This window comes from Bradyrhizobium sp. IC4059 (genome assembly GCF_020193615.1).
In the GTDB taxonomy this organism is placed as follows: domain Bacteria; phylum Pseudomonadota; class Alphaproteobacteria; order Rhizobiales; family Xanthobacteraceae; genus Bradyrhizobium; species Bradyrhizobium yuanmingense.
The window spans coordinates 191,302-215,832 of sequence record NZ_JADYVH010000005.1 but is presented as its reverse complement, the minus strand read 5'-3'; the positions used below and the strand labels follow the sequence as shown (position 1 = coordinate 215,832).

Sequence of the window (24,531 nt, the reverse complement as noted above, 5' to 3'; positions counted from 1 at the left end):
CTAGCATGTCCCCGGGGAATGGAATGGGGCGTGTGATGCTGCGACAGGTTGCGTTGTTGTTGGCCGTTTGTGCCATGCTGACGGGGTGCGTCAGCAATCAGGTTGGGACGGACTTTGCGTCGGTGTCGAAAAAGGTTGGTCCTCCGCGCGCGGGGCACGCGCGTGTGGTGTTCCTGCAGGACAAGAGGAGCGGCCTGAGCATGGCCATTTGCGCCTGCGAGGTGAAGCTCGACGGTGCGCCGCTCGGAAAAGTCGTGGCCGGGAAATATGCCTATGCCGACCGGCCTGCCGGGCGTCACGACGTGCTGCTCACCGAGCTGATGTTTCCGGGCGAGACCAAGCGCGAGATCGTCATGGAGGCGGGCCGGACGCATTTCTACCTGATCAAGAGCAGCCCCCGGCACGATGCGGCCATGGGCGGCGCCGTGCTCGGCGGTTTGGCCGGACTTGCGGTCGTGTCCGTCGCGACGGCGGGCGAGGCCAATCTCGGGCCGGGCGAACTCGTCGCGCTGGATGCGGCAACCGCGCGGACGAAGCTCGCGGAGCTGGAAGCCGTCGAGTAGGGCGCGCGGTACGACGACGTGCCTCTGATCGCGCTGGCGCAGGGGCTCTTTGGCGGGTTGATCTCGAATGCATGCAGGCGGACGCATGTTCGTGCAATCGTCGGGCGCGGAATGACCGGCCTTTCGGCTTGCAGCATAGCGCGCGGTGCAGCAATCATCGGTTGCATCAACTAACATTTGTTATTTCTTCATATCGGCGCACCTATCTTCGCGACGCTTCATTCGTCCACTGACCCGAGGAGACGTCACATGTGCGACAAGTGTTCTGACACTCTGCATCACCAATCTCTGCGCCAAGACTCTCTGCGCCAAGACATCGCGCCGTCGCGGCGATCGGCGATGCTGTTTGGCGCCGCCGCGTTCGGCATGACCTTCGCCGGTGGAGCTTTCGCCAGTGGCGCCTTGGCCAAGGACGCCAAGCAGCCGCCGAAGCCGCAGAACGTGCTGTCGCCCGACGCGTTGCTGAAGCGACTGATGGAAGGCAATGGGCGCTACGTCGCCCGCGTGTCGCGACGTCACGATTTCAAGCACGAGCGCGAGGCGCTGGCCGGCGGACAGAATCCGTTCGCGGCCGTGCTGAGCTGCGCCGACTCGCGCATTGCACCGGAATATGCGTTCGATGCGGGGCGCGGCGACCTCTTCGTCTGTCGCGTCGCCGGAAATTTTGCCGGCACCGAGACCATCGCAAGCATGGAATATGCGGTGGCGGTGCTGAACACACCGCTGATCCTCGTGCTCGGCCATGATGCCTGCGGCGCGGTCGACGCGACGCTGAAGGCGATCAAGGACAATACGTCGCCGCCGGGGCACATTCCCTCGTTGGTCGATGCGATCGCGCCCGCCGCAAAGGCGGCGATGCAGCAGGGCGGGGACGTGCTCAACAAGGCGATCCGGCAGAACGTGGTCGACAACATCGCCAAGCTGAAGACGACTGCGCCGATCCTCAATGCGGCCGCGGAGCAGGGCAAGCTGAAGGTTGTCGGCGGCATCTACCGGCTAACCACGGGCACGGTCGATCTGATCGCCCAGGGCTGAACGGGCCGAGGAGCCTTGTGCCGCAGTGCGGTCGCGAGGCTTGCAGGCCTCACGTGGAGGTTCGAGGTTTGACGTGAGGTTTGGCGTGGAGGTTTGAGTTGGGCGGCGGCGCCATGCCGCCGCCTCAATCCGCGCTTTTCGTTCAAGTGCCATTCAGCTGGCCGCGCGCCTGATATGCGGTATATGCGGTGGCTACCTCAACGACAAAAGCAGGCACAAGCCATGCGTGGGACGCTCAAAGTCTTCCTCTGCCTTCTCCTGCCGATGGCGATCCTTGCCGCAGGCGCGCCGCATCAGGCGCGTGCCCAGCAGCAGGAAAAGCGTATCGCGCTCGTGGTCGGCAATGGCGCCTACGCCAAATCGCCGCTGGCGACCACCGCGAACGATGCCGGCCTGATCGCGCAGACGCTACAGGCGGCCGGCTTCGACGTGGTCGGCGCGCGCGATCTCGACGGCGACACGCTGCGCAAGAGCTTGCGCGATTTCATCCAGAAGGCCCAGGCGTCGGGCCCGGGCACCGTCGCGATGATCTATCTTGCCGGCTACGGCGTGCAGCTCGCCGGCGAGAACTATTTCATCCCGGTCGATTCCAACATCAGCCGCGACACCGACATACCGACCGAGGCCCTGCGCATCAGCGACTATGCGCGCCAGCTCGCCTCGATTCCGCTCAAGGCCAATATCGTCGTGCTCGACGCAGCCCGTGCGCAGCCCTTCATCGAGGGCGGTCAGCCGATCGCGAGCGGTCTGGCGCTGGTCGAGCCCGAGGCGAACATGCTGATCGCCTTCAATGCCGCGCCCGGCACGGTGGCGCCGGAGGAGCCGGGGCCCTACGGCATCTATGCGCAGTCGCTCGCCGAGATGATCCGCACCGGCGGCCTGCCGCTGCCCGAGGTGTTCGACCGCGTCCGCCTGCGCGTCAACGAGGCCTCCAAGGGCGCGCAGGTGCCCTGGAACGAGCAGAAGATCTCGGCGCCATTCTCGTTCTTCGAGCGCGCGCCCGATGCGCCGCCGCCGCAGGCTGCGCCCGACCAGGTCGCCGCGATCCGCGGCAAGCCGATCCGCGATCTCGGGGTGCAGGACGCCTATGCCGCCGCGCTCGAGCGCGACACGCTGGCGGCCTATGAAGAGTTTCTCGCGGCCTATCCGAACGATCCCCTCGCCAAGCGCGTGATGGCGATCGTTGCCGCGCGCCGCGAAGCCATCACCTGGCGGCGGACCTACCGGACCGACACGCCGGAGGCCTATTGGTCGTATCTGCGCCGCTATCCGCGCGGGCCGCATGCGGCGGATGCGCGGCGCCGCCTTGCGATCCTCACCGCGCCGCCCGAGCCGCCGCCGACCTTCGCGATGATCGACTACGACGTGCCACCACCGCCGCCGGAGGAGGTGGTCTATGTCGATCGCCCGGTGCTGTATTTCAGCGATCCCGATTTCGGCTTCGCGCCGCCACCGCCGCCGCCGGTCTATTATCTGCCGCCGCCGCCGCCGGATTTCGTCGTGCTGCCGCCGCCGCTGCCCGTGGTCGGCCTGTTCGTGCTGCCGCAGCCGGTGTTCGTGCCGATCCCGGTGTTCGTGAGGCCGCCGGTCTATGTCGCGCCGCCGCCGAACAACATCATCTACCAGAACATCCACAACACCACGGTCATCAACACCGTCATCAACCGCCCGCCGGCGCCGCCGCCGGCCGCGGGGCCGGCGCTCGGATCTGGGATCGGACCTGGCAATCTGGCGCCGGCGGTTGCCGGCCGCGCCACGCCGGCAGGACCGGCCGTGCCGCAGGCGGTCGTTCAGCGCGCCGCCCTGATCCAGCAGGGCAAGGCGCCGATGCCGCCGAGCGCGACCATCCAGCCGACGGCGAGGCCAGGTATCCCGACACCAGCTCCGGCCAATGTCGCGCCTGGCACGACAGCGCCGCCGCCCGCCGGCGCCAAGCTGCCGCAGGCCAATATTGTGCCGCCGCCGGGAGCTCCCGGCAGCCCGCCAGCCGGAGCGGCGCCCGGAGCTGGGACGCCGGGAGGCACACCAAGTCCGACCGCAAACGCTCCCGCCGGCAGTGCCGCTACAACCCCGCAAGCGCTGGCTCCGACCAAGCCGCCGCCGGCCAATACGCTGCCGGTGCCGGGATCTCCGGGCAGCCCGCCGGCCGGAGCGCCGCCCGCGACGGGGACGCCCGGCGGCACGCCCAGTCCGAGCGCGAACGCTCCCGCCGGCAACGCCGCGGCAACCCCGCAAGCGCTGGCCCCGACCAAGCTGCCGCCGGCCAATACGCTGCCCGTGCCCGGCACCCCCGGCGGGCCGCCGCCGGCCAGGGCAGGGGCTGTGCCCGGGACCGTCCCACCCCCTGGCAAGCCCGCCGCGACCGCCACGGCGCCGAGCGGCAACGTTCCGCCGGCGCAGCCGAACGCGGCAACGACGCCCAATCCCCCGCCGGCTTCCGCAACCGCGGCGAGCCCGTCCGCGGCCCTGCCCAGGCCGCCGGGGACAACGACCCCGCCTGTGCCTGACCTGCGCGGCAGGCCGGGCGGGCCCCAGCCGGGCGCTTTGCCGCCGCCGAGCGCGGCCACCGGCAAGCCCGCGGCCCCGACTGCGGTCAAACCCGTGACACCTCCGCCGCCGCCTGTAGCGGCGCGGACACCGTCCGGAGTTCAGGGTCATCGGCCCGCGCCACCGCCGCCGCAGGCCGCCAGGCCCGCCGCTCCGCCGCCGCCTCCTCAGGCTCTGGCAAGGCCGACGCCGCCGCCTCCGCCGCGCGTTGCGCCACCTCCGCCGCCGCGAGCGGCGCCTCCGCCCGTGGCCGTGGCACGGCCGGCGCCGCCGCCACCTGTTGCCCGGCCGGCGCCGCCTCCGCCTCCGCCAGTAATGGCGCGGCCGGCACCACCTCCGCCGCCGGTTGCGCGGCCAGCGCCGCCGCCGCCGCCACCTCCGGTCGCCCGACCGGCGCCGCCGCCGATGGCCGCCGCGCCGCATGCGCCGCCGCGGCCGGCCGGACCGCCACCGAAGAGCTGCCCCCCGGGCCAGCCCAGGTGTTAGGAGGCGCGAGGGGCAGGGGATGCCGGGATGCGACAGCAGCCTAGAGGCGTCCCCAAAGGCCGTTATTTCCTTGCTTCTGGCCGAAATGGCGCTATATAGCGCGCCATCTCACACGGAAACATGGCTCACAAGGCCGTCCGGTGGCAACCGGGGCGTGAACGCTCCGTTTTGCTCACACGTTTCCGGAGGAACCAACCGGAGAATTAGAACGATGGCACTGCCCGATTTCACTATGCGTCAGCTGCTCGAAGCTGGCGTGCACTTTGGTCACCAGTCTCACCGCTGGAATCCGAAAATGGCTCCGTTCATTTTCGGCACCCGCAACAACATCCACATCGTCGACCTCGCCCAGACCGTGCCGATGCTGCACCAGGCCCTCCAGGCCGTCAGCGACACGGTGGCCAAGGGCGGCCGCATCCTGTTCGTCGGCACCAAGCGCCAAGCGCAGGACGGCGTTGCCGACGCGGCCAAGCGCTGCGCGCAGTATTTCGTCAATTCGCGCTGGCTCGGCGGCACGCTGACCAACTGGAAGACGATCTCGGCTTCCATCAAGCGCCTGCGTCACCTCGACGACGTGCTCTCGGGCGGCGAAGCCAATTCCTACACGAAGAAGGAGCGCCTGACGCTGCAGCGCGAGCGCGACAAGCTCGACCGCTCGCTCGGCGGCATCAAGGACATGGGCGGTCTGCCCGACCTGATCTTCGTGATCGACACCAACAAGGAAGACATCGCGATCCAGGAAGCCCAGCGGCTCAACATCCCGGTCGCCGCGATCGTCGACACCAATTCGGACCCGAAGGGCATCACCTATGTGGTGCCGGGCAATGACGACGCCGGCCGCGCCATCTCGCTGTACTGCGATCTCGTCGCGCGTGCGGCGATCGACGGCATCTCGCGCGCGCAGGGCGATTCGGGCATCGACGTCGGCGCCTCGGCCCAGCCGGTCGCCGAAGAGCTGCCGGCGGCGTCCTCGAGCGGCTTCCAGGGCCTTGCGGGTCCCCGCGGCACTGCCGACGACCTCAAGAAGCTCCCGGGCGTGTCGGGCGCGATCGAGAAGAAGTTCAACGACCTCGGCATCTTCCACTATTGGCAGCTCGCCGAGCTCGACCACGACACCGCGCACACGATCGGCGAAGAAGTCGGTCTGCCGAGCCGTGCGGATGCCTGGGTGGCCAAGGCCAAGGCGCTGACCGCGGAAGCGGAATAGTCAAAAAGAGCGATGGGTTGGCCGGATAGGATCCGGCCACCATTTCAGTTGACGCGAATTCCTGAGATGGACCGCGGCGGGGCGATTCGATGCCGCGCCGCGGCAAACCGGCAGGCACAAAGGATTTTCAACGATGGCAACGATCACAGCTGCGATGGTCAAGGACCTGCGCGAATCAACCGGCGCGGGCATGATGGACTGCAAGGCCGCGCTCACCGAAAACGACGGCAACATGGAAGCGGCGCAGGACTGGCTGCGCAAGAAGGGCCTGTCCAAGGCCGCCAAGAAGTCGGGCCGCGTCGCCGCCGAGGGCCTGATCGGCGCGCTCACCAAGGGCACCAAGGGCGTCGTGGTCGAGGTCAACTCCGAGACCGACTTCGTTGCGCGCAACGGCCAGTTCCAGGGCCTGGTCAAGATGATCGCCCAGGTCGCGTTCGACGTCGGAGCGGACGTCGAGAAGATCAAGGCCGCCAAGGTCGGCGACGTCACGATCGAAACCGCCATCAATGATGCGATCGCCACCATCGGCGAGAACATGACGCTCCGCCGCGCCGCCGCGCTCGAGGTGAGCCAGGGCGTTGTCTCGCACTACGTCCATGGTGCCGTCATCGACGGCGCCGGCAAGATGGGCGTGATCGTGGCGCTGGAATCGCCGGGCAAGGCCGATGAGCTCGCAGCGCTCGGCCGTCAGATCGCGATGCACATTGCGGCCGCCAACCCGCTGGCGCTCGATCCGTCCGGCCTCGATCCGGCCGTGGTCAAGCGCGAGAAGGACGTACTGGCCGACAAGTACCGTCAGCAGGGCAAGCCCGAGAACGTGATCGAGAAGATCGTCGAGTCCGGCCTCAAGACCTACTACAAGGAAGTCTGCCTGCTCGAGCAGGCCTTCATCCACGACACCGGCAAGTCGGTGGCGCAGGCGGTGAAGGAGGCCGAGGGCAAGGTCGGCGGGGCTGTGAAAATCGCGGGCTTTGTGCGCTATGCTCTCGGCGAGGGAATCGAGAAGCAGGAAAGCGACTTCGCGGCCGAGGTCGCCGCGGCCAGCGGCAAGAAGTAAGCGCCGGAAGTTCCTTCCGGCGTGCCGCCGGAAGCGGCGCCCGGACAAGGAAAGTGCTCATGACTGATCCGGTCTATCGTCGCGTCGTGATCAAGCTGTCCGGCGAGTATCTCGCGGGACGGCAAGGCTTTGGCATCGATCAGCCGACCGTCGACCGGGTTGCGGACGATCTGATCGCGGCCCGCCATCTCGGCACTGAGGTCGCGGTCGTGATCGGTGGCGGCAACATGGTCCGCGGCGTCGAGGTCTCATCCCGCGGGGTGTCGCGCACCACCGGCGACACCATGGGCATGCTCGCCACCATGATGAATTGCCTCGCGCTGGAAGCGGCGATCGAGCGCAAGGGAACGCCGGCCCGGACGCTGTCGGCCTTCGTCATGCCCGAGATTTCCGAGCTGTTTACCCGCACTGCGGCACACAAATACCTGGCCGAAGGCCGCATCGTGCTGCTCGGCGGCGGGACCGGCAACCCGTTCTTCACCACCGACACGACCGCGGTACTGCGGGCCGCCGAGATCGGCGCGCAGGCGGTCCTGAAGGCGACGAATGTCGACGGGGTCTACTCGGCCGATCCGAAGCAGGATCCGACCGCGACGCGGTTCGACCGCCTGACGCATTCGCAGGCGATCGAGGGCGGCTACAAGGTGATGGATGCGACCGCCTTCGCGCTTGCCCGCGAGACGTCGCTGCCTATCATCGTATTCTCGATCGCGGAGCCGGGCTCGATCGGCGCGATTCTGCGTGGCGTCGGCCACGGAACCATCGTCGCCGGCTGACGGCTCATCTGACGCGCCGAAAGGACGGTGCGGAGCGGTCGCCGGGATTTTGAAGGAGAAACGTGATGGCCACGGGTAATTTCGATCTCAACGAAGTGAAGCGCCGCATGCAGGGCGCCGTCGCCTCGCTCAAGCACGAGCTCGGCGGCCTGCGCACGGGACGCGCCTCCGCCTCGATGCTCGATCCGGTGCAGGTCGAGGCTTATGGCAGCCACATGCCGCTCAATCAGCTCGCCACCGTCAGCGTGCCGGAGCCGCGGCTGATCTCGGTGCAGGTCTGGGACAAGTCGATGGTCAAGGCCGTCGAGAAGGCGATCGTGGATTCCAATCTCGGCCTGTCGCCCGCGACCGAGGGCCAGGTGCTGCGCCTGCGCATTCCCGAGCTCAACGAGGAGCGCCGCAAGGAGCTGGTGAAGGTCGCGCACAAATATGCCGAAGCCGCCAAGGTCGCCGCGCGCCATGTCCGCCGCGACGGTCTCGACGTGCTCAAGAAGCTCGAGAAGAATCACGAGATGTCGGAGGACGACCAGAAGCGTCACGCCGACGAGGTGCAGAAGGCGACCGACGGCACCATCGCCGAGATCGACCAGTTGCTGGCCGCCAAGGAAAAAGAAATCCTCACCGTCTAAACCGCGATGAGTATCATCATCGCGCTCTAGACTATTGTTCGCGCATGATTTTGTCGGAAAACCGCTTCGCACTTTTCCGGATCATGCTTTAAGGCATCGCCTTCATGTCCAACGCCGCCGCGCCCGCAACGGAAGGACCCGACAGGTCCGAGGCGCCTGCGCATGTCGCCATCATCATGGACGGCAACGGGCGTTGGGCGGCCGCGCGCGGTCTGCCGCGTGCGGAAGGGCATCGCCGCGGCGTCGACGCGCTGCGCCGCGTGGTGCGCGCCTCGCACGAGCTCGGCATCCGCTATCTCACCATCTTCTCGTTCTCGTCGGAGAACTGGTCGCGCCCGGCAAGCGAGATCGGCGACCTGTTCGGCCTGCTGCGGCGCTTCATCCGCAACGACCTGGCGAGCCTGCATCGCGACGGCGTCAAGGTCCGCATCATCGGCGAGCGCGAGGGGCTCGAGAGCGACATCTGCGCCTTGCTGAACGAGGCCGAGGAGCTGACGCGCGACAACACGCGCCTGACGCTCGTCGTTGCCTTCAACTACGGCTCGCGGCAGGAGATCGCGAAGGCGGCGCAGAAGCTGGCCCGCGAGGTCGCGGAGGGCAGGCGGGATCCTGCCACGATCGACGCCGAGACGCTTGGCTCGCATCTCGACGCGCCCGACATCCCCGACCCCGATCTCATCATCCGCACCAGCGGCGAGCAGCGCCTGTCGAACTTCCTGATGTGGCAGGCCGCCTATAGTGAGCTCGTGTTCGTGCCGATCCATTGGCCCGACTTCGACAAGGCGGCGCTGGAAGGCGCGATCGCCGAATTTGCCAGGCGCGAGCGCCGTTTCGGCGGCCTGGTTGCGAAGACCGCCTCGTGAACGAACCCGATCCTGCATCGGCGGGCGCCAAGCCTGCCCCGAGCAATCTGGTGATGCGGGTCCTCGCAGCGCTGGTGCTGGCGCCGCTGGCCATCGCGATCGCCTATGCCGGCGGCTGGTTGTGGGCGCTTCTCGTCACCCTGGTCTCGATCGGGCTGTTCGCGGAATGGCTGATGGTGGTGGGCGCAGCGTCGGCCGCGCTGACCGGGGCAGGGACGGTCGTGATCGCCATGATGGGAGCCTCCGTCGCTTTCGGCGCGCTCAAGACCTCCGTCGTCACCGGCCTCATCGGCGGTGCCATCGTGACGCTGATCGCCCGGGGCAAGTTCTTGTGGGCGGCGAGCGGGTTTGCCTATGCGGCGGCGGCGCTGCTGGCCTCGATCCTGGTGCGCAAGGATCTCGTCAACGGCTTCTCCGCGCTGATGTTCGTGCTGCTCGTGGTGTGGGCGACCGACATCGGCGGCTATTTCGCCGGACGCAGCATCGGCGGCCCGAAATTATGGCCGCGCGTGAGCCCGAAAAAGACCTGGGCCGGCGCGCTCGGCGGCTTTGCGGCGAGCCTTGCGGTCGCGGCCGGCTTCGCCGCCTCCGGGATCGGAAAGCTGATTCCGCTGCTGCTCGTCGGCGCCGTCCTGTCGATGGTGTCGCAGCTCGGCGATCTCTTCGAATCCGCCGTGAAGCGGCGCTTCGGTGTCAAGGATTCCAGTCACTTAATTCCCGGCCATGGCGGGCTTATGGACCGCCTGGACGGATTTGTCGCCGCCATCCTGGCGGCCTGGTTTATCGGCTTTTTCCGCCATGGTGTGCATAGCGCCGGAAGCGGTCTTATGGTTTGGTGAGGATATGAGCGCCGTTCCCTTGCGTAACAACAGGCTTGCTGCGTCCGACATTCGCAGCGTCACGGTCCTCGGTGCCACCGGCTCGATCGGCGACAGCACGATGGATCTCTTGCGCGCCTCGCCCGAGCGCTACCGTGTCGAGGCGCTGACCGCGAACGGCAATGTCGCAGCGCTCGCCAAGCTCGCCAAGGAATTCAACGCGCGCTATGTCGCGATCGCCGACACCTCCAAGCTCGCCGAGCTCAAGGCTGCGCTCGCGGGCACCAGTACCGAATGCGGCGCCGGCGAAAGCGCGGTGATCGAGGCCGGCGCGCGTCCGGCCGACTGGGTGATGGCGGCGGTCAGCGGCGCTGCCGGGCTGAAGCCGGCGCTCGCCGCGGTCGATCGCGGCGCGCATGTCGCGCTCGCCAACAAGGAGTGCCTGGTCTGCGCCGGCGACTTCTTCATGCAGCGCGCGGCAAAAGCCGGCGCCTGCATCCTGCCGGCCGATTCCGAGCACAACGCGCTGTTCCAGGCGCTGAGCTCAGGCAATCGGGACGAGCTCGTCCGCGTCATCATCACCGCGTCCGGCGGCCCGTTCCGGACCTGGAAGCCCTCAGACATCGAGCAGGCGACGCTCGAGCAGGCCCTGAAGCATCCGAACTGGAGCATGGGCCAGAAGATCACGATCGATTCGGCCTCCATGATGAACAAGGGGCTCGAGGTGATCGAGGCGTCCTATCTGTTCGCGCTCTCGCCGGACGAGATCGACGTGCTGGTTCATCCGCAGTCGATCATTCACGGCATGGTCGAGTTTTCCGACCGCTCGGTGGTGGCCCAGCTCGGCGCGCCCGACATGAGGACGCCGATTGCCCATTGCCTCGGCTGGCCCGATCGCATCAAGGGCCCGGCGGCCAAGCTCGACCTTGCCAAGATCGGCCAGCTGACCTTCGAAGCGCCGGACTTCGAGCGCTTCCCTGGACTGCGGCTGGCCTACGAATCGCTCCGGACCGGGAAGGGCGCGACCACCGTCTACAATGCCGCCAACGAGGTCGCCGTGGCCGCCTTCATCGGCGGCAAGATCCGCTTCGGTGCGATTGCCCGGCTAGTCGAGGCGACCCTCGAGGATTGGATCAAAGGCGGCAACCAGGCGCCTCTGACCTCCGCAGACGATGCAATCTCTGTTGACCATGTTGCGCGAAATAGGGCTGCCGCCCTATTGCCTCAAATTGCCTTAAAGGCATCCTAGTTGGTTCGGGACCAGGGCCTTGCGGCGCTGGGTGAGGGAATTCGATGATCGACTTTTTCGTCCATAGTTTCAATACGTTGAGCCATGGGCTCCTCGGCTACGCGGTTCCCTTCCTGTTCGTCCTGACCATTGTCGTGTTCTTCCACGAGCTCGGCCATTTCCTGGTCGCGCGCTGGGCGGGCGTACGCGTGTTGACCTTTTCGCTCGGCTTCGGCCCCGAGCTGGTCGGCTTCAACGACCGCCATGGCACCCGCTGGAAGATCTCGGCGATCCCGCTCGGCGGCTACGTCAAGTTCTTCGGCGACGAGAGCGAGGCCTCGACCCCGTCGGCCCAGACGCTGGCGTCTATGTCGGCCGAGGAGCGCGCCGGCAGCTTCCACCACAAGAAGGTCGGTCCCCGGGCGGCGATCGTCGCGGCCGGACCAATCGCCAATTTCATCCTGGGCGCGCTGATCTTCGCCGGAATGGCGCTCTATTACGGCAAGCCGAGCACGATCGCCCGGGTCGACGGTGTCGTCGCCAACGGCGCGGCGGCTGCCGCCGGCTTCAAGGTGGGCGACGTCGTCATCCAGATCGACGGCAAGCCGATCGAGAGCTTTGCCGACATGCAGCGAATCGTTGCGATGAACGCCGGTTCGGCTCTTACCTTCCAGGTGAAGCGCGACGGCGCCGTCGTCTCGCTGACCGCGACCCCGGCGCTGCTGGAGCGCAAGGACCCGTTCGGCAACAGCCACCGTCTCGGCGTTCTCGGCATCGAGCACAAGTCGCAGGCCGGGGAGGCCTCGACCACCCCGGTCGGCGTCGGCGAAGCGCTCAAGATCGGCGTCGAGCAGGTCTGGTTCATCATCACCAGCACTTTCAAGTTCCTGGGCTCGCTGTTCGTCGGCCAGGGCAATCCGAACGAGGTCAGCGGCGTCCTGGGAATCGCGAAAATGTCTGGGCAGGCGGCCAGCGCTGGGTTCCAGTTCGTGATCAATCTCTGCGCGGTGCTGTCGGTGTCGATCGGCCTTTTGAACCTGTTCCCGATCCCGCTGCTCGATGGCGGCCACCTGATGTTCTATGCGGCCGAGGTGGTCCGGGGCCGGCCTTTGTCCGAGCGGACCCAGGAAATGGGGTTCCGAATCGGGCTTGGCCTGGTGCTGATGTTGATGGTGTTTGCGACCTACAACGACATCCTGCGGATGGCAGCTTCCTGATAGGGGCTTTTTTGTGGCGTTGCTGTTGAGCAACGTCTTGGAATGAAATTGAAATTACGGCGCTTTCGGCCGTTTGCGGCGTCGGCGAAATTGGCTACAAGCGGCCTGAACTTGGGGAATCTCCGGACCGGCGTTGGGGTTGGGTCTGGCAGGGAATGATAAGGGCGCGTTGCGCGATGAAGTTTGGACTGCGACTCCGGGGGGGCTTGCTCGCGACCCTGATCTTGTTCGGCGCGCCGGTGGTTGCCCCGGTTGGGGCTGTTTTCGTGTCTTCGTCTGCGCTCGCCCAGACCGTTCAGTCGATTTCCGTCGAAGGGAATCGCCGCGTCGAGGTGGAGACGATCCGCTCCTATTTCAAGCCTGGTCCCGGCGGCCGGCTGGATCAGGCCGCCATCGACGACGGCCTTAAGGCGTTGATCGAGACCGGCCTGTTCCAGGACGTCAGGATCAACCGCGGTTCCGGCGGCCAGCTCATCGTCTCCGTGGTGGAAAACCCGGTGATCGGCCGCATCGCCTTCGAGGGCAACAAGAAGATCAAGGACGAGCAGCTCACCGCTGAAGTCCAGTCCAAGGCCCGCGGCACCTTCTCCCGCGCCATGGTGCAGTCGGACACGCTCCGTATCGCCGAAATCTATCGCCGCTCCGGCCGCTACGACGTGCGCGTCACGCCCGAGATCATCGAGCAGCCGAACAACCGCGTCGACCTGATCTTCACGGTCGAGGAGGGCGTCAAGACCGGCGTCCGGTCGATCGAGTTCGTCGGCAACAATGCCTTCTCGTCCTACCGCCTCCGCGACGTGATCAAGACGCGCGAGACGAACCTGCTGAGCTTCCTCGGCAGCGGTGACGTCTACGATCCCGACCGCGTCGAAGCCGATCGCGACCTGATCCGCCGATTCTACCTCAAGAACGGCTTCGCCGACGTGCAGGTCGTGGCGGCGCTGACCGAATACGATCCGGAGAAGAAGGGCTTCAACGTCACCTTCAAGATCGAGGAAGGTCAGCAATACCGCGTCGGCGCGGTGGATTTCCGCAGCAGCATTCCGAACTTCGATCCGAGCTCGATGCGCGCCTATTCGCGCCTCAATGTCGGCTCGCTCTACAACGTCGAATTGGTCGAGAAGTCGGTCGAGGAGATGCAGATCGAAGCCTCCCGCCGCGGCTATGCCTTTGCCGTGGTCCGGCCCGGCGGCGATCGCAACTTCGAAGCGCACACCGTGTCCGTCGTGTTCAACATCGACGAGGGCCCGCGCACTTATATCGAGCGCATCAACCTGCGCGGCAACACCCGCACGCGCGACTACGTGATCCGCCGCGAGTTCGACATCTCGGAGGGCGACGCCTACAACCGCGCGCTGGTCGACCGTGCCGAGCGGCGCCTGAAGAACCTCGACTATTTCAAGAGCGTGAAGATCACGACCGAGCCGGGCTCGTCGAGTGACCGCGTCATCCTGATCGTCGACATGGAAGAAAAGTCGACCGGCGACTTCTCGGTCTCGGGCGGTTACTCCACCACCGACGGCGCGCTGGCCGAAGTCTCGATCTCCGAGCGCAACCTGCTCGGTCGCGGCCTGTTCGCCAAGGCTGCGGTGACCTATGGCCAGTATGCGCGCGGCTACTCGCTGTCGTTCGTCGAGCCGTACCTGCTCGACTACCGCGTCGCGCTCGGCCTCGACCTCTATCAGCGTGAGCAGAAGTCCAACAGCTACATCTCCTACGGCACCAAGACGCTCGGCTTCTCGCCGCGCCTCGGCTTCTCCTTGCGTGAAGATCTCTCGCTCCAGGTGCGCTACTCGATCTATCGGCAGGAAATCACCCTGCCGGGCTACCTGGCGAACTGTAACAACGTGGTTGGTTCGGCGGCCTTCAATCCCAGCCCGGCCTTCTCTGCTGCCACCGGTATACCTCTGGATCCGTCCACCAACGGCCTCGGCTGCTACAACGATGGCGAAGCCTCGCTGCCGGTGCGCAAGGAGCTCGCCAACGGCAAGACGCTGACTTCGGCGCTCGGCTACACGCTGACCTACAACACGCTGGACAACAACAAGAACCCGACCGACGGTCTGCTCGTCGACTTCCGGCAGGACTTCGCCGGCGTCGGCGGCGACGTCTCCTATCTGAAGTCGGTCGTCGACGCGAAGTACTACACTCCGCTCGTGTCCGACATCGTCGGCCTCGTCCGCTTGCAAGGCGGCATGCTGAACAAGATCGGCACCGATCTGCGCATGCTCGACCACTTCCAGATGGGCCCGAACCTCGTCCGCGGCTTCGCCCCGAACGGCATCGGTCCGCGCGACTTGAACCCGTTCGGCACGCAGGATGCGCTCGGCGGCACCCAGTATTGGGGTGCTTCGTTCGAATTGCAGATGCCGTTCTGGTTCCTGCCCAAGGAAGTGGGTCTGAAGGGCGCCGTCTATGCCGACGCCGGCGGCCTCTACGACTACAAGGGACCGACGAGCTGGACCACCACCAACGAGGTCAATGCGCCGGGATGTATCCCGTCGAGCATCAATCCCTCGAGCACGGGGACCTGCACCGGTCTCGTCTATGACGACAGCAAGGTCGTTCGCTCGTCGGTCGGTGTCGGCGTGATCTGGCAGTCGCCGTTCGGACCGCTGCGCTTCGACTACGCCGTGCCGCTCAGCAAGGGCAAGTACGACCGCACGCAGGAATTCCGGTTCGGCGGCGGCACCACGTTCTAATTCGATCAGCACGGCACGATCCGGATCACCGGAACCGGTTTCGGAAAGGGATCGTGCCGATCCAGGACATGAGGCATGATGCGGCCTGACCGCTTCATGCCGAAGCCGGACCGCGACGGGGTGGAATGGCGCAGCCGATCTTCTTCACAAAGCCGCCTGCCGCAGCGTTGGCCGACATTGCCACGCTGACAAAGGCGCAGCTGGTCGACCCCGCGAGGGGCGGCCACGTCATCACGGGCCTTGCTTCGCTCGACGAAGCGGGCCCGATGCATCTGGCGTTCTTCGACAACCTCAAATACGCCGATCAGCTCAGGGCGACCAAGGCGGGGGCCTGTCTGGTCAGTCCGCGCTTCGAGGCCGAGGTGCCCGAACATGTGGCCGTGCTGCGGGTGGCGCAGCCATTCCGCGCCTTTGTCCGGATCGCGCGGGAATGGCACGCCGACGCGCTGCGGCCGCAATCCTGGGTCGGCAACGACGGTATCGCGCCATCGGCCATCATCGATCCCACGGCCCGGCTCGAGGACGGAGTGGTCGTCGACCCCCTGGCCGTGATCGGCCCGGACGTCGAGATCGGCAGTGGCACTGTGATTGGCGTCGGGGCGGTGATCGGTCCCGGCGTCAAGATCGGCCGGGATTGCAATGTCGGCGCCCGGACCGCTATCCAGTGCGCCCTGATCGGCAACAACGTGCTGATCCATCCCGGCTGCTCGATCGGCCAGGACGGCTACGGCTTCATCTTCTTCGGCCCGGAGGGCCATCTGAAGGTGCCGCAGACCGGGCGCGTGCTGATCCAGAACGACGTCGAGGTCGGGGCCAACACCACGATCGACCGGGGGTCCTTGCGTGACACCGTGATCGGCGAGGGGACCAAAATCGACAATCAGGTCCAGATCGGCCACAATGTGACGATCGGCCGGCACTGCCTGCTCGCGGCCCAGATCGGGCTCGCCGGCAGCCTGACCATCGGCGACAACGTGGCGCTCGGAGCGAAGGTTGGCATCAACAATCACCTCAAGATCGGCGACGGGGCGCAGGTGACGGCGATGAGCGCGGTCAAGGACGACATCCCGCCGGGCGGCCGCTGGGGCGGGCACTTCGCCAAGCCGACCAAGCAATGGTTCAAGGAGATCATCGCGGTGGAGCGGCTGGTACGCGACAGCAAGGCCGATCCGAAGGACGAGGGACGGGAATGACGGCGGAATCACCTGTTAAGTTCGAGCTGGTGGACATCAACGCGATCCTCCAGACACTGCCGCACCGCTTTCCGATGCTGCTGATCGACCGCGTGATCAACATCCGCGCCGATTACAGCGGCATCGGCATCAAGAACGTCACCTTCAACGAGCCGGCGTTCCAGGGACATTTCCCCGAGCGTCCGGTCTATCCCGGCGTCATGATGATCGAGGCGATGGCGCAGACCGCGGGCGTGATCGGCATCAAGTCGGTCGAGGGCACCGAGAAGCCGCGGGCGGTCTATTTCCTCACCATCGACAAGTGCAAGTTTCGCAAGCCGGTACTGCCGGGCGACACGATCGAGTATCACATGCGCTCGCTCGGCCGGCGCAAGACCATGTGGTGGTTTCATGGCGATGCAAAGGTCAACGGTCAGGTCGTTGCCGAAGCCGACGTCGGCGCCATGCTGACCGATTGAGCGGCACTGGGCTCAGGTGCAATCGTAGCGGCTGCCGGTCGTCTCCCGCCTGATAGTCCGGTTGAAGAACTGGCCCATGGACGGCGCGCCGAGGAGGCGTTCGACGGTGTCGGCCGTCACGCCGCAATAGCGGTGATAGGCGCCGTTGCTCGCGACGATCAGGTCCTGCTGCGCGCGATCGTAACAGACCCGCTGAAGCACCGTGCTGCGGGTGATGTCCCGGCACTCGAATGTCCGCAGATCGACCAGGCGGTGTTCGCCGGTCTCGACCGCCTCCGACACGATCGGAGTATCCGCGAGCTGCGCCAGCAGAAGGATCAGGGCTCTGACCACGATCGTTGAAGCTCCGCATGAACCTGACGACGGGACGGGAAGGCCGCCTCATCCGGCACTTGAAACACGGCGAGATGATACGTCACTGGACAGATCGGGCATAGTCGCGCTAACCAGCCGAAAACCGAGCGACTTCAATACATAACCCGACCTTCTTGACGAGTAAGATTGGCTTGATGAGCAAGATTGATCCCACCGCGCGGATCGCGGACGGCGCCATGATCGGCGAGGGCACCGAGATCGGACCCTATTGCATCATCGGCCCGAACGTCGTCATCGGCACGAACTGCAAGCTGATCGGGCATGTGCACATCACGGCGCAGACCACGATCGGCGACGGCTGCACCATCTATCCGTTCGCTTCGCTGGGCACGCCGCCGCAATCGCTCAGCTATCGTGGCGAGCTGACGCAGCTCAGGATCGGCGCGGGCTGCACCATCCGCGAATCCGTCACCATGAACGCGGGTACCGTCGCTGGCGGGGGCGTCACCTCGGTTGGCGACCGCGGCTATTTCATGAACTGCAGCCACGTCGGCCACGACTGCCATCTCGGCAACGACGTGATCTTCGCGACCTCGGCAACGCTCGGCGGCCATTGCGAGATCGGCGACTTCGTCTTCATCGGCGGGCTGTCCGCCGTGCATCAGTTCACCCGTATCGGACCGCAGGTCATGGTCGGCGGCGTGTGTGGCGTGCGCGACGACATCATACCGTTCGGTCTCGTCAACGGCCAATATGCCGTGCTCGAAGGCCTCAATCTGATCGGCATGAAGCGTCGCAAGTTCACCAAGCAGCGGCTTGCCACCGTGCGTGCGTTCTACCAGAAGCTATTCCATGGCGCCGGCACCTTCGCCGAGCGGCTGGAGGCGGCGCGGCCGCTCGCGGGCGAGGACCCCGCGATCGCCGAAATTCTCGACTTCATCGGCAAGGGCAAGCGCCCGCTCTGTCTTCCCGCCATCGCGAAGTGATCTTGAAATGATCTTGGAGTGATCTTGGGATGGCCGCGGGCACGACATCGGCGGCTTTGCAGGTTTCGTCACCGGTCGGCATCGTCGCCGGGGGGGGAGCCATGCCGTTCGCGGTCGCCGAGTCTCTCGCCGCGCACGGCATCACGCCGGTGCTGTTTCCGCTGCGCGGCGCCTGCGATCCCCAGAGGGTGGAGAAGTACCGGCATCGCTGGATCTCCGTCGGCCAGCTCGGACGCGCGATGCGGCTGTTCCGCGAGGAGGGCTGCCGCGACCTGATCTTCATCGGCACGTTGGTGCGGCCTTCGCTGTCCGAGATCCGGTTCGACTTCACGACGCTGCGCCTGCTCGGCAACGTCATCCGCGCCTTCCGTGGCGGCGACGATCATTTGCTGTCGGGTGTGGGCCGCATCCTCGAGCAGGACGGCTTCCGGATGGTCGGCATCAAGGACGTCGCGCCGGATCTCCTGATGCCCGAGGGCTGCATCAGCCGCGCCTGGCCGAGCGATGCCAGCAAGGCCGATACCGACCGGGGCCGGGCGGTGCTGACCGCACTCGGCCCGTTCGACATCGGCCAGGCCGTGGTCGTGATCGATGGCCACGTGGTGGCGGTCGAGGACATCGAGGGCACCGACGCGCTGCTCGCCCGCGTCGCGCGGCTGCGCGAGGAGGGCCGCATCCGCGCCGCTACCGGACGCGGCGTGCTGGTGAAGGCGCCGAAGAGCGGCCAGGACCTGCGCTTCGACCTGCCGACGATCGGTCCGCGCACCATCGAGGGCGTCGCGGCTGCCGGCCTTGCCGGCATCGCCGTCATCGCGGGCAACACCATCGCCGCCGAGCCGCAGGCGATGATCGCGCTTGCCGATGCCAAATATCTCTTCGTCATCGGCCTGCCCGCGTGATGTCGCGTGATCCCAAGCGCAAGATCTTCCTGATCGCGACGGAGGAGTCCGGCGACAGGCTCGGCAGCGCCTTGATGAAGGTGCTGCGCCAGCGCCTCGGCGACGGCGTGCAGTTCGTCGGCGTCGGCGGCCGCACCATGGCGCGCGAGGGCCTGGAATCGCTGTTTCCGATCGAGGAGCTCTCGATCGTCGGGTTTGCCGCGGTGGTGCAGCAATTGCCGAAGATCCTGCGGCTGATCCGGCAGACCGCCGACGCAGTGACCGAGGCCGCGCCCGACGTGCTCGTCATCATCGACAGCCCCGACTTCACCCATCGCGTCGCCCGCCGCGTGCGCGCGCGCAATCCCGCGATCCCGATCGTCGACTACGTCTCGCCGCAGCTCTGGGCATGGCGGCCAGGACGGGCGCGGACCATGCTCGGCTATGTCGACCACGTGCTCGGCCTGCTGCCGTTCGAGCCCGAGGAATACCGCAAGCTCGGCGGCCCGCCCTGCAGCTATGTCGGCCATCCCCTGATTGAGCAATTGGGCTCGCTGCGGCCGGGTGCGGAGGAGCAGGCGCGCCGCGACAGTGAGCCGCCGGTGCTGCTGGTGCTGCCCGGCAGCCGACGCAGCGAGGTCAGGCATCATCTCGACGTGTTCGGCGCAACGCTCGGTCGCTTAAGGGGTGAGGGCTGTGCGTTCGAACTGATGCTGCCGACCATGCCGCATCTCGAAGCCACCATCCGCGAAGGCATCGCGAGCTGGCCGGTCAAGCCTCAGATCGTGATCGGCGAGAACGAGCGGCGTGCGGCCTTCCGCATCGCTCAGGCCGCGCTGGCGAAATCCGGCACGGTGACGCTCGAGCTCGCGCTGTCGGGCATTCCGATGGTGACGGCCTATCGCGTCGGCGCGATCGAGGCGTTCATCCTGCGACGCGCGATCCGTGTCTCCTCGGTGATCCTTGCCAATCTCGTGATCGGCAAGGATGTCATTCCCGAGTATTTGCAGGAGGAATGCACGCCGGAGAAGCTGGCGCCGGCGCTTCGGGACGTGCTGACGGAGTCTCCGCTGCGCCGGCAGCAGGTCGAGGCCTTCGCCAGGCTCGATCAGATCATGTCGACCGGCAACACATCGCCGAGCGTGCTCGCCGCCGACATCGTGCTCGCAACGATGCGCCAGAGCCGGCGAACGAGCTAGGGTGTTTCAAAAAGGCTGCTTGAGCTGCCCCCTCCAAAGCGTGAGCTGCCCTCAAAGACCAGACGCCAAGAAACGCAACAGCGAAGGCGTGAGTTACGCTAAAGCGACGTGGATCACTCCTGTTGCGAAGGCAGACTAAAGTGAAACACCGCCCCCCGTGGTTCATTCGCACCAGTCCAAAGTCGTCCTCCGTGAGCCTCGATGATCGATTGGCAAATCGACAAGCCCATGCCGGTCCCGTCCGGCTTGGTGGTGTAGAAGGGCTCGAACAGGCGGTCAACGATTGCGACGTCAAGTCCAGGTCCGGTATCCCGTACGGCTACAACAACGCGATTTGAAGCATCCGCAGCCGTGCTGATCCGCAGCTCTCGTCCGCCAACGTCGACGCAGTTCATTGCCTCGATCGCGTTGAGGATCAAATTGAGAACCACCTGTTGCAGCTGAACGCGATAGCCCTTCACGAGCGGCAAGCCCGGAGCGAGGTCGGTCTGGATCGAGACATCATGTTTGAGCAGCTCGCTACGGGCGATGGTGATCACGTCCAGGATTGCACCATTGACATCGACGCTCTCCTTCGGCGCCGGAGCTTTCTTGATCAAGGAACGGATCCAACTGATAATCTCGCCGCCTCGCTTGGCTTCTGCGACAATGGATACGAGCGCCTGCTGTGCCTTTTCGAAATTCGGAGATTGTGTTCCTAGCCAGTTCAGTGCGGCCTCTGCGTCGCAGAGCACCGCGGTGATCGGTTGGCTTAGTTCGTGTGTCACCGAAGCCGTGACCTGGCCCATTGCCGCCGCGCGATTGGCGTGTGTTAGTTCAGCCTGCATCTCGCGGAACGTCTCGGCGGTTCGCTTGCGTTCGGTGATGTCGCGGCTCAGACAAATGATTCGTGACTGTCCGACTTCGCAGAACTCGCGCATACGAACTTCGACGGGAAACACAGTGCCATCCTTTCGGCAATAGCGCCTCTCGAGCGTAGCGATGCCGCCGGCCTTGAGACGCTCGCGGTTGCGACGCCAAGTCGCTTCATCCATCTCCAGATCGAACAAGGCCGCAGTTGCCCCAACCAGTTCGGTCCGGCTGTAGCCGAGACTTTCGCAGGCATTCCGATTCACATCGAGAACGTGACCATCTTCACTGTGCAGCATGAACGTATCGGTCGCGTGGTCCACGAAGGTACGAAAACGGGCCTCGCTCTCGATCAGCGCCTGTTCGGCGCGCTTGCGCTCCGTGATGTGGCGCCCCACACCTCGGTAACCCACGAAGTTCCCTGTCTTGTCAAAGATGGGCAGACCAGAGACGGAAATATAGCGCTTGCCGCCGTCGGGCATCGGCCGCGCGAGCTCGAAATCGCGAAACGGGAGGTGAGCGTCGAGTATCTCCCGGTGTTTGCGCCAGCCATCTGCGTCAGGTTCGAGATACGGGATCTCCCATCGTGTCCTGCCGATCTCGGAGACCGGCGGCTCGGGAAGCGTCTCGGCGAACTCTTGGCGGATGAAGCGATGCTCCGCGTCCGTTTCCCAGTACACATCGAAGGAGAATTGCACCAGCGTGCGAAAGCGCTCCTCGCTCTCGCGCAGTGCCTCCTCGGGGCGCTTGCACTCATTCGAATCGAGGGCGACCGACGGCACTTCAATCGCATGTTGCATGATCATCTCTTGCTCACGCGTGATGGATCAATCGACAGATTTCTCGTGCCGGATCGCGTCCCCCCGGAGCCGATCAAGATCGATCGGGAATATGCCTTTGGCGACTATACTCCCGTATACAGGGCTTCTCTATAGCGACGTGGCTGTGACGACCCCGAGCCGAAACAACGCGAGCTAAAACCCGGTTCCATCAACGTATGCGTGTGAGGTGGGCCCTGTTTCTGTCTCGCGGGTGGCCGACGCTCATTTGCAAAGTAACGACCCGGCCGACATGGACGGGAGGGCAAGGACGTTCGTGGTGAGCTCTTAACCAGTGTTTCTGACCGCCTCAGCCAGAATGGCGTAAAGCTGCTGCCGGCTGAATTCCTTTGGCAGCTCCCTCTCTGCTGTACTCGGCGACACCCTCCGCGCGATGGGACGGGCGCAGGCGGCCGACGACGGCCTCAGCTTCGGGGCCGGCCTTATCTGGGGCTGCGCTGTGGGCGGCTTGTGGCCGCGCTTCAGGCCCAGACGGTTCAGCATACCGCATACCGCGTTACGACTGCAGCCGAGATGGCGCGCAATCTGCGCCGCGCTCTGCCCCGCGGACCAGAGCCTTTTGAGAAGCGCTATGTCTTTCGCATCCCAGCCCATGAGAGATAGTATAACGGCGACTGCCAGACACCGGCTAGTCTAGTCTTCGTCCGGCTCGCGCACGACCGCCGGTTCGTCGGCATCATCTTGCTCATCCTCGTCTTCGTCCTCCTCGTCTTCATAATCCTCGTCTTCATCGGGATCCCTGGGTGGCATCACGATGCGCATCCGCATGAGCAGTTTCCTGGCTGTGGTGGAAAATGCTTCGGAGGTGTGTTGCTTCATGGCATTGTGCTCCTCGAAAATTAGCGCAGTCGCCAGATTCTTGGCCGGCATATGCCGGTGCCGGGGCGCGACCGCCGCAAACGCGATGCAGGTCGGGTAGACTGCACGATCAGCGGGCGGCGGGCCATGCAACAGGCAGCGTTTTCGGCTACTTGATGCCCGAGGACCCATTGGGCTCTAAGTTCACCAAAACCTCGCCGGCAGCGATTTCAGGAACTCCAAGATCGAGGTCGGGTAGACTGGCTTGAACAAATGCCAGTATCTTGGCGTTCGCTGCGTTGGCGCTTTCGCGGTCGTCAAATATCATCACCGCGATACCGACACCGTCGCCCGCATCCAGCACATGGTAAGATTTGAATCCCCGCGATTGTCTTAGGATCTCACCGACGCCGCTCTTGGCGCGACGAGCGGCGTCGGCGACCGAACGAACCTTACTGTACTTGCGAATGACCATGTACATGGGGCCACCACGCGCCATACGCTCCTTCGCATCAAAGCATTTCGGTCCCGCTCGGACTAGTGCCAACTTCCGGGATGGGCCACAGCGTCCGGCTGGCGGACCGCAACGCGCCTGTCCAATGAGCCGTCCTCGCCCGAAGCGGCGAGGTGCTGAGGCTCAGGAGCCCTCGAACTTGAACGATACGTTGAGCTTGGCGCGATAGGCCTCAACTTTTCCCTTGTCATCCAGTTGCATATCGAGCTTGACGACCTCTGCAATGCGGAGATCTCGGAGAGATTTAGCAGCTTGCTCGACTGCGTTAGCGGCCGCCTTCTCCCATGAGTCGCTGCTGGTACCGACCAGTTCAATGACCTTGTAGACGCTATCGGGCATGTTCGTCCTCCCAATCGCTAGGAGCAGGAAGTCTAGCACTGGGATCTCGACGCTGATACATCTCGGGATGCCGCGGAAAGGGTCCGATTGGCTGTCACTTTCCTGTTCGACCCAAAAGAAGAACTCGGGTCGTCCTGTCGGAAATTATGTTCGCATTTTCAGCCCGAACGAACGACGGCAGGTATCTTCTTCGCGCTCTCCGGCTTTCCGAGTATAATTTTGCGCGCCTAAGTCGTCATTGCCGCCAAGGTTCCGATCCATGAAGCGATGGCACCGCGTAAGCATCAGCAGCTTGGTGATTGCCCTGAGTCTGGTGTGTGCCGGGGCCCTGGTGGTCAATCAATCGCACGTGCCATCAGAAGCCATAGCCTCATCGGTCACACGTACTCCGGAGCTTATTGAGCGTGCGTGGCACCTGCCCGTGGCAGCAACATTTGAAGGACACGTTGTTTGGCAGTCAAATGGCTCTCGCTGCGGACCTGCCGCTGTTGCAAATGCGTATCGGTCCCTTGGCGAGGCGGCAAGGACGGAAGGCAAGGTGTTGGCCGGGACGTGGAGTTGCTGGACAGGCGTATGCATCATGGGGCTCACGCTTGACGAACTGGCCAACGTCGCCCAGTCCAACACCAGCCGGAAAGTTACTGTCTTGCGTGATCTCAGCGAAAACCAGTTTCTGGAGCATCTCCGTCGCTCCAACGATCCGCGGCGACGCTACATCGTGAATTTCGATCGCGCTCATATTTTTGGTGCTGGTAGTGGACACCATTCCCCAATTGGAGGCTATTTCGAAGCCGAAGACCTCGTTTTCGTGCTCGATGTCAATTTCGATTTCCAGCCGTGGCTAGTCGAACGGAAGCGGCTGTTCGACGCTGTAAATACGTTTGACGGCGATAAGAAGAGGGGACTGCTGTTCATAGAGTGACATCCCGCTCCATGTCGCCTCGTGACCCTTAGCCGGATCATTTGAGGCAGTTGGGATGTCGTCTATCGGCGGTGGACAGAACGCGGGGGGCCGTCTTGCCTCGACTGGCGCTT

The 24,531-nt window shown here is 65.1% G+C and carries 24 protein-coding genes; 18 read left to right on the top strand and 6 right to left on the bottom strand.

The annotated features are described in order from the left end of the window. The first annotated feature begins 5 nt into the window (after positions 1-5). The 14 genes from I6F12_RS17580 (at position 6) to fabZ (ending at position 16,779) form a co-directional block, all read left to right on the top strand. Entirely contained in the window at positions 6-563 is a 558-nt protein-coding gene (locus I6F12_RS17580) for a DUF2846 domain-containing protein (protein ID WP_346656318.1), read from the top strand. Between the two features lie 339 nt (positions 564-902). Beyond that, positions 903-1,598, top strand: coding sequence for a carbonic anhydrase (locus I6F12_RS17575; protein ID WP_225156912.1), 696 nt, complete (start codon positions 903-905; stop codon positions 1,596-1,598). 222 nt (positions 1,599-1,820) lie between these two features. After that, the gene (locus tag I6F12_RS17570) at positions 1,821-4,631 is read left to right on the top strand and encodes a caspase domain-containing protein (RefSeq protein ID WP_225156911.1); all 2,811 of its coding nucleotides are present in this window, start codon (positions 1,821-1,823) and stop codon (positions 4,629-4,631) included. Positions 4,632-4,842: 211 nt separating this feature from the next. Continuing rightward, complete coding sequence (locus tag I6F12_RS17565; RefSeq protein ID WP_036010040.1) at positions 4,843-5,838, top strand: 30S ribosomal protein S2; 996 nt, start codon at positions 4,843-4,845, stop codon at positions 5,836-5,838. A gap of 133 nt (positions 5,839-5,971) precedes the next feature. After that, positions 5,972-6,895, top strand: a complete 924-nt coding sequence (tsf, locus tag I6F12_RS17560; RefSeq protein ID WP_225112543.1) for a translation elongation factor Ts — start codon at positions 5,972-5,974, stop codon at positions 6,893-6,895. A 59-nt stretch (positions 6,896-6,954) separates the two neighbouring features. Continuing rightward, positions 6,955-7,671 (top strand): UMP kinase, encoded by a 717-nt coding sequence (gene pyrH, locus I6F12_RS17555; RefSeq protein WP_036010035.1) that lies wholly within the window; start codon positions 6,955-6,957, stop codon positions 7,669-7,671. 65 nt (positions 7,672-7,736) lie between these two features. Then, positions 7,737-8,300 carry a ribosome recycling factor gene (frr, locus tag I6F12_RS17550; protein WP_025036556.1) on the top strand — a complete coding sequence of 188 codons (564 nt, stop codon included), beginning with the start codon at positions 7,737-7,739 and terminating at the stop codon, positions 8,298-8,300. A 104-nt stretch (positions 8,301-8,404) separates the two neighbouring features. Continuing rightward, a complete protein-coding gene (locus I6F12_RS17545) occupies positions 8,405-9,163 on the top strand; it encodes an isoprenyl transferase (protein ID WP_225156910.1) in 759 nt (252 codons plus the stop codon). Then, the gene (locus I6F12_RS17540) at positions 9,160-10,002 is read left to right on the top strand and encodes a phosphatidate cytidylyltransferase (RefSeq protein WP_036025246.1); all 843 of its coding nucleotides are present in this window, start codon (positions 9,160-9,162) and stop codon (positions 10,000-10,002) included. Before I6F12_RS17545 ends, I6F12_RS17540 begins: the two co-directional genes overlap by 4 nt. Before the next feature lie 4 nt (positions 10,003-10,006). After that, on the top strand, positions 10,007-11,230 hold the full coding sequence (dxr, locus tag I6F12_RS17535) for a 1-deoxy-D-xylulose-5-phosphate reductoisomerase (RefSeq protein ID WP_225125195.1): 1,224 nt from the start codon (positions 10,007-10,009) through the stop codon (positions 11,228-11,230). 44 nt (positions 11,231-11,274) lie between these two features. Then, on the top strand, positions 11,275-12,426 hold the full coding sequence (gene rseP, locus I6F12_RS17530) for an RIP metalloprotease RseP (RefSeq protein WP_225112540.1): 1,152 nt from the start codon (positions 11,275-11,277) through the stop codon (positions 12,424-12,426). 176 nt (positions 12,427-12,602) lie between these two features. Further along, positions 12,603-15,128: an outer membrane protein assembly factor BamA gene (gene bamA / locus I6F12_RS17525; protein WP_036010019.1), complete on the top strand. Its 2,526-nt coding sequence runs from the start codon at positions 12,603-12,605 to the stop codon at positions 15,126-15,128. A gap of 125 nt (positions 15,129-15,253) precedes the next feature. Next, positions 15,254-16,321 (top strand): UDP-3-O-(3-hydroxymyristoyl)glucosamine N-acyltransferase, encoded by a 1,068-nt coding sequence (lpxD, locus tag I6F12_RS17520; RefSeq protein WP_036010017.1) that lies wholly within the window; start codon positions 15,254-15,256, stop codon positions 16,319-16,321. Continuing rightward, on the top strand, positions 16,318-16,779 hold the full coding sequence (gene fabZ, locus I6F12_RS17515; RefSeq protein ID WP_036010015.1) for a 3-hydroxyacyl-ACP dehydratase FabZ: 462 nt from the start codon (positions 16,318-16,320) through the stop codon (positions 16,777-16,779). Before lpxD ends, fabZ begins: the two co-directional genes overlap by 4 nt. A gap of 12 nt (positions 16,780-16,791) precedes the next feature. On the opposite strand, the gene I6F12_RS17510 is transcribed toward fabZ, so the two are convergent. Then, entirely contained in the window at positions 16,792-17,112 is a 321-nt protein-coding gene (locus I6F12_RS17510) for a KTSC domain-containing protein (RefSeq protein ID WP_225133749.1), read from the bottom strand. 176 nt (positions 17,113-17,288) lie between these two features. Here I6F12_RS17510 and lpxA point away from each other — a divergent pair, with 176 nt between their 5' ends. From lpxA to lpxB, 3 genes are read left to right on the top strand one after another with little or no spacing between them, the layout of a single operon-like run. Beyond that, positions 17,289-18,080: an acyl-ACP--UDP-N-acetylglucosamine O-acyltransferase gene (gene lpxA / locus I6F12_RS17505; protein ID WP_225156909.1), complete on the top strand. Its 792-nt coding sequence runs from the start codon at positions 17,289-17,291 to the stop codon at positions 18,078-18,080. Between the two features lie 29 nt (positions 18,081-18,109). Continuing rightward, positions 18,110-18,979 (top strand): UDP-2,3-diacylglucosamine diphosphatase LpxI, encoded by an 870-nt coding sequence (gene lpxI / locus I6F12_RS17500; RefSeq protein ID WP_036038899.1) that lies wholly within the window; start codon positions 18,110-18,112, stop codon positions 18,977-18,979. Further along, a complete protein-coding gene (lpxB, locus tag I6F12_RS17495; RefSeq protein ID WP_225156908.1) occupies positions 18,979-20,157 on the top strand; it encodes a lipid-A-disaccharide synthase in 1,179 nt (392 codons plus the stop codon). The genes lpxI and lpxB overlap by 1 nt, the downstream gene beginning before the upstream one ends. Positions 20,158-20,270: 113 nt before the next feature. On the opposite strand, the gene I6F12_RS17490 is transcribed toward lpxB, so the two are convergent. The 5 genes from I6F12_RS17490 to I6F12_RS17470 all read right to left on the bottom strand — a co-directional run bounded on the left by I6F12_RS17490 (position 20,271) and on the right by I6F12_RS17470 (position 23,496). After that, positions 20,271-21,806 carry a PAS domain-containing sensor histidine kinase gene (locus tag I6F12_RS17490; RefSeq protein ID WP_225156907.1) on the bottom strand — a complete coding sequence of 512 codons (1,536 nt, stop codon included), beginning with the start codon at positions 21,804-21,806 and terminating at the stop codon, positions 20,271-20,273. Positions 21,807-22,112: 306 nt separating this feature from the next. After that, positions 22,113-22,439 carry a GcrA family cell cycle regulator gene (locus I6F12_RS17485; RefSeq protein WP_036010004.1) on the bottom strand — a complete coding sequence of 109 codons (327 nt, stop codon included), beginning with the start codon at positions 22,437-22,439 and terminating at the stop codon, positions 22,113-22,115. Between the two features lie 39 nt (positions 22,440-22,478). Continuing rightward, positions 22,479-22,664, bottom strand: coding sequence for a hypothetical protein (locus I6F12_RS17480; protein WP_225156906.1), 186 nt, complete (start codon positions 22,662-22,664; stop codon positions 22,479-22,481). A gap of 148 nt (positions 22,665-22,812) precedes the next feature. Beyond that, positions 22,813-23,124, bottom strand: a complete 312-nt coding sequence (locus I6F12_RS17475) for a hypothetical protein (RefSeq protein ID WP_057030484.1) — start codon at positions 23,122-23,124, stop codon at positions 22,813-22,815. A 156-nt stretch (positions 23,125-23,280) separates the two neighbouring features. Further along, entirely contained in the window at positions 23,281-23,496 is a 216-nt protein-coding gene (locus I6F12_RS17470) for a dodecin family protein (protein WP_035699963.1), read from the bottom strand. 259 nt (positions 23,497-23,755) lie between these two features. Here I6F12_RS17470 and I6F12_RS17465 point away from each other — a divergent pair, with 259 nt between their 5' ends. Then, complete coding sequence (locus I6F12_RS17465) at positions 23,756-24,418, top strand: phytochelatin synthase family protein (RefSeq protein WP_225151750.1); 663 nt, start codon at positions 23,756-23,758, stop codon at positions 24,416-24,418. Positions 24,419-24,531 lie beyond the last annotated feature (113 nt).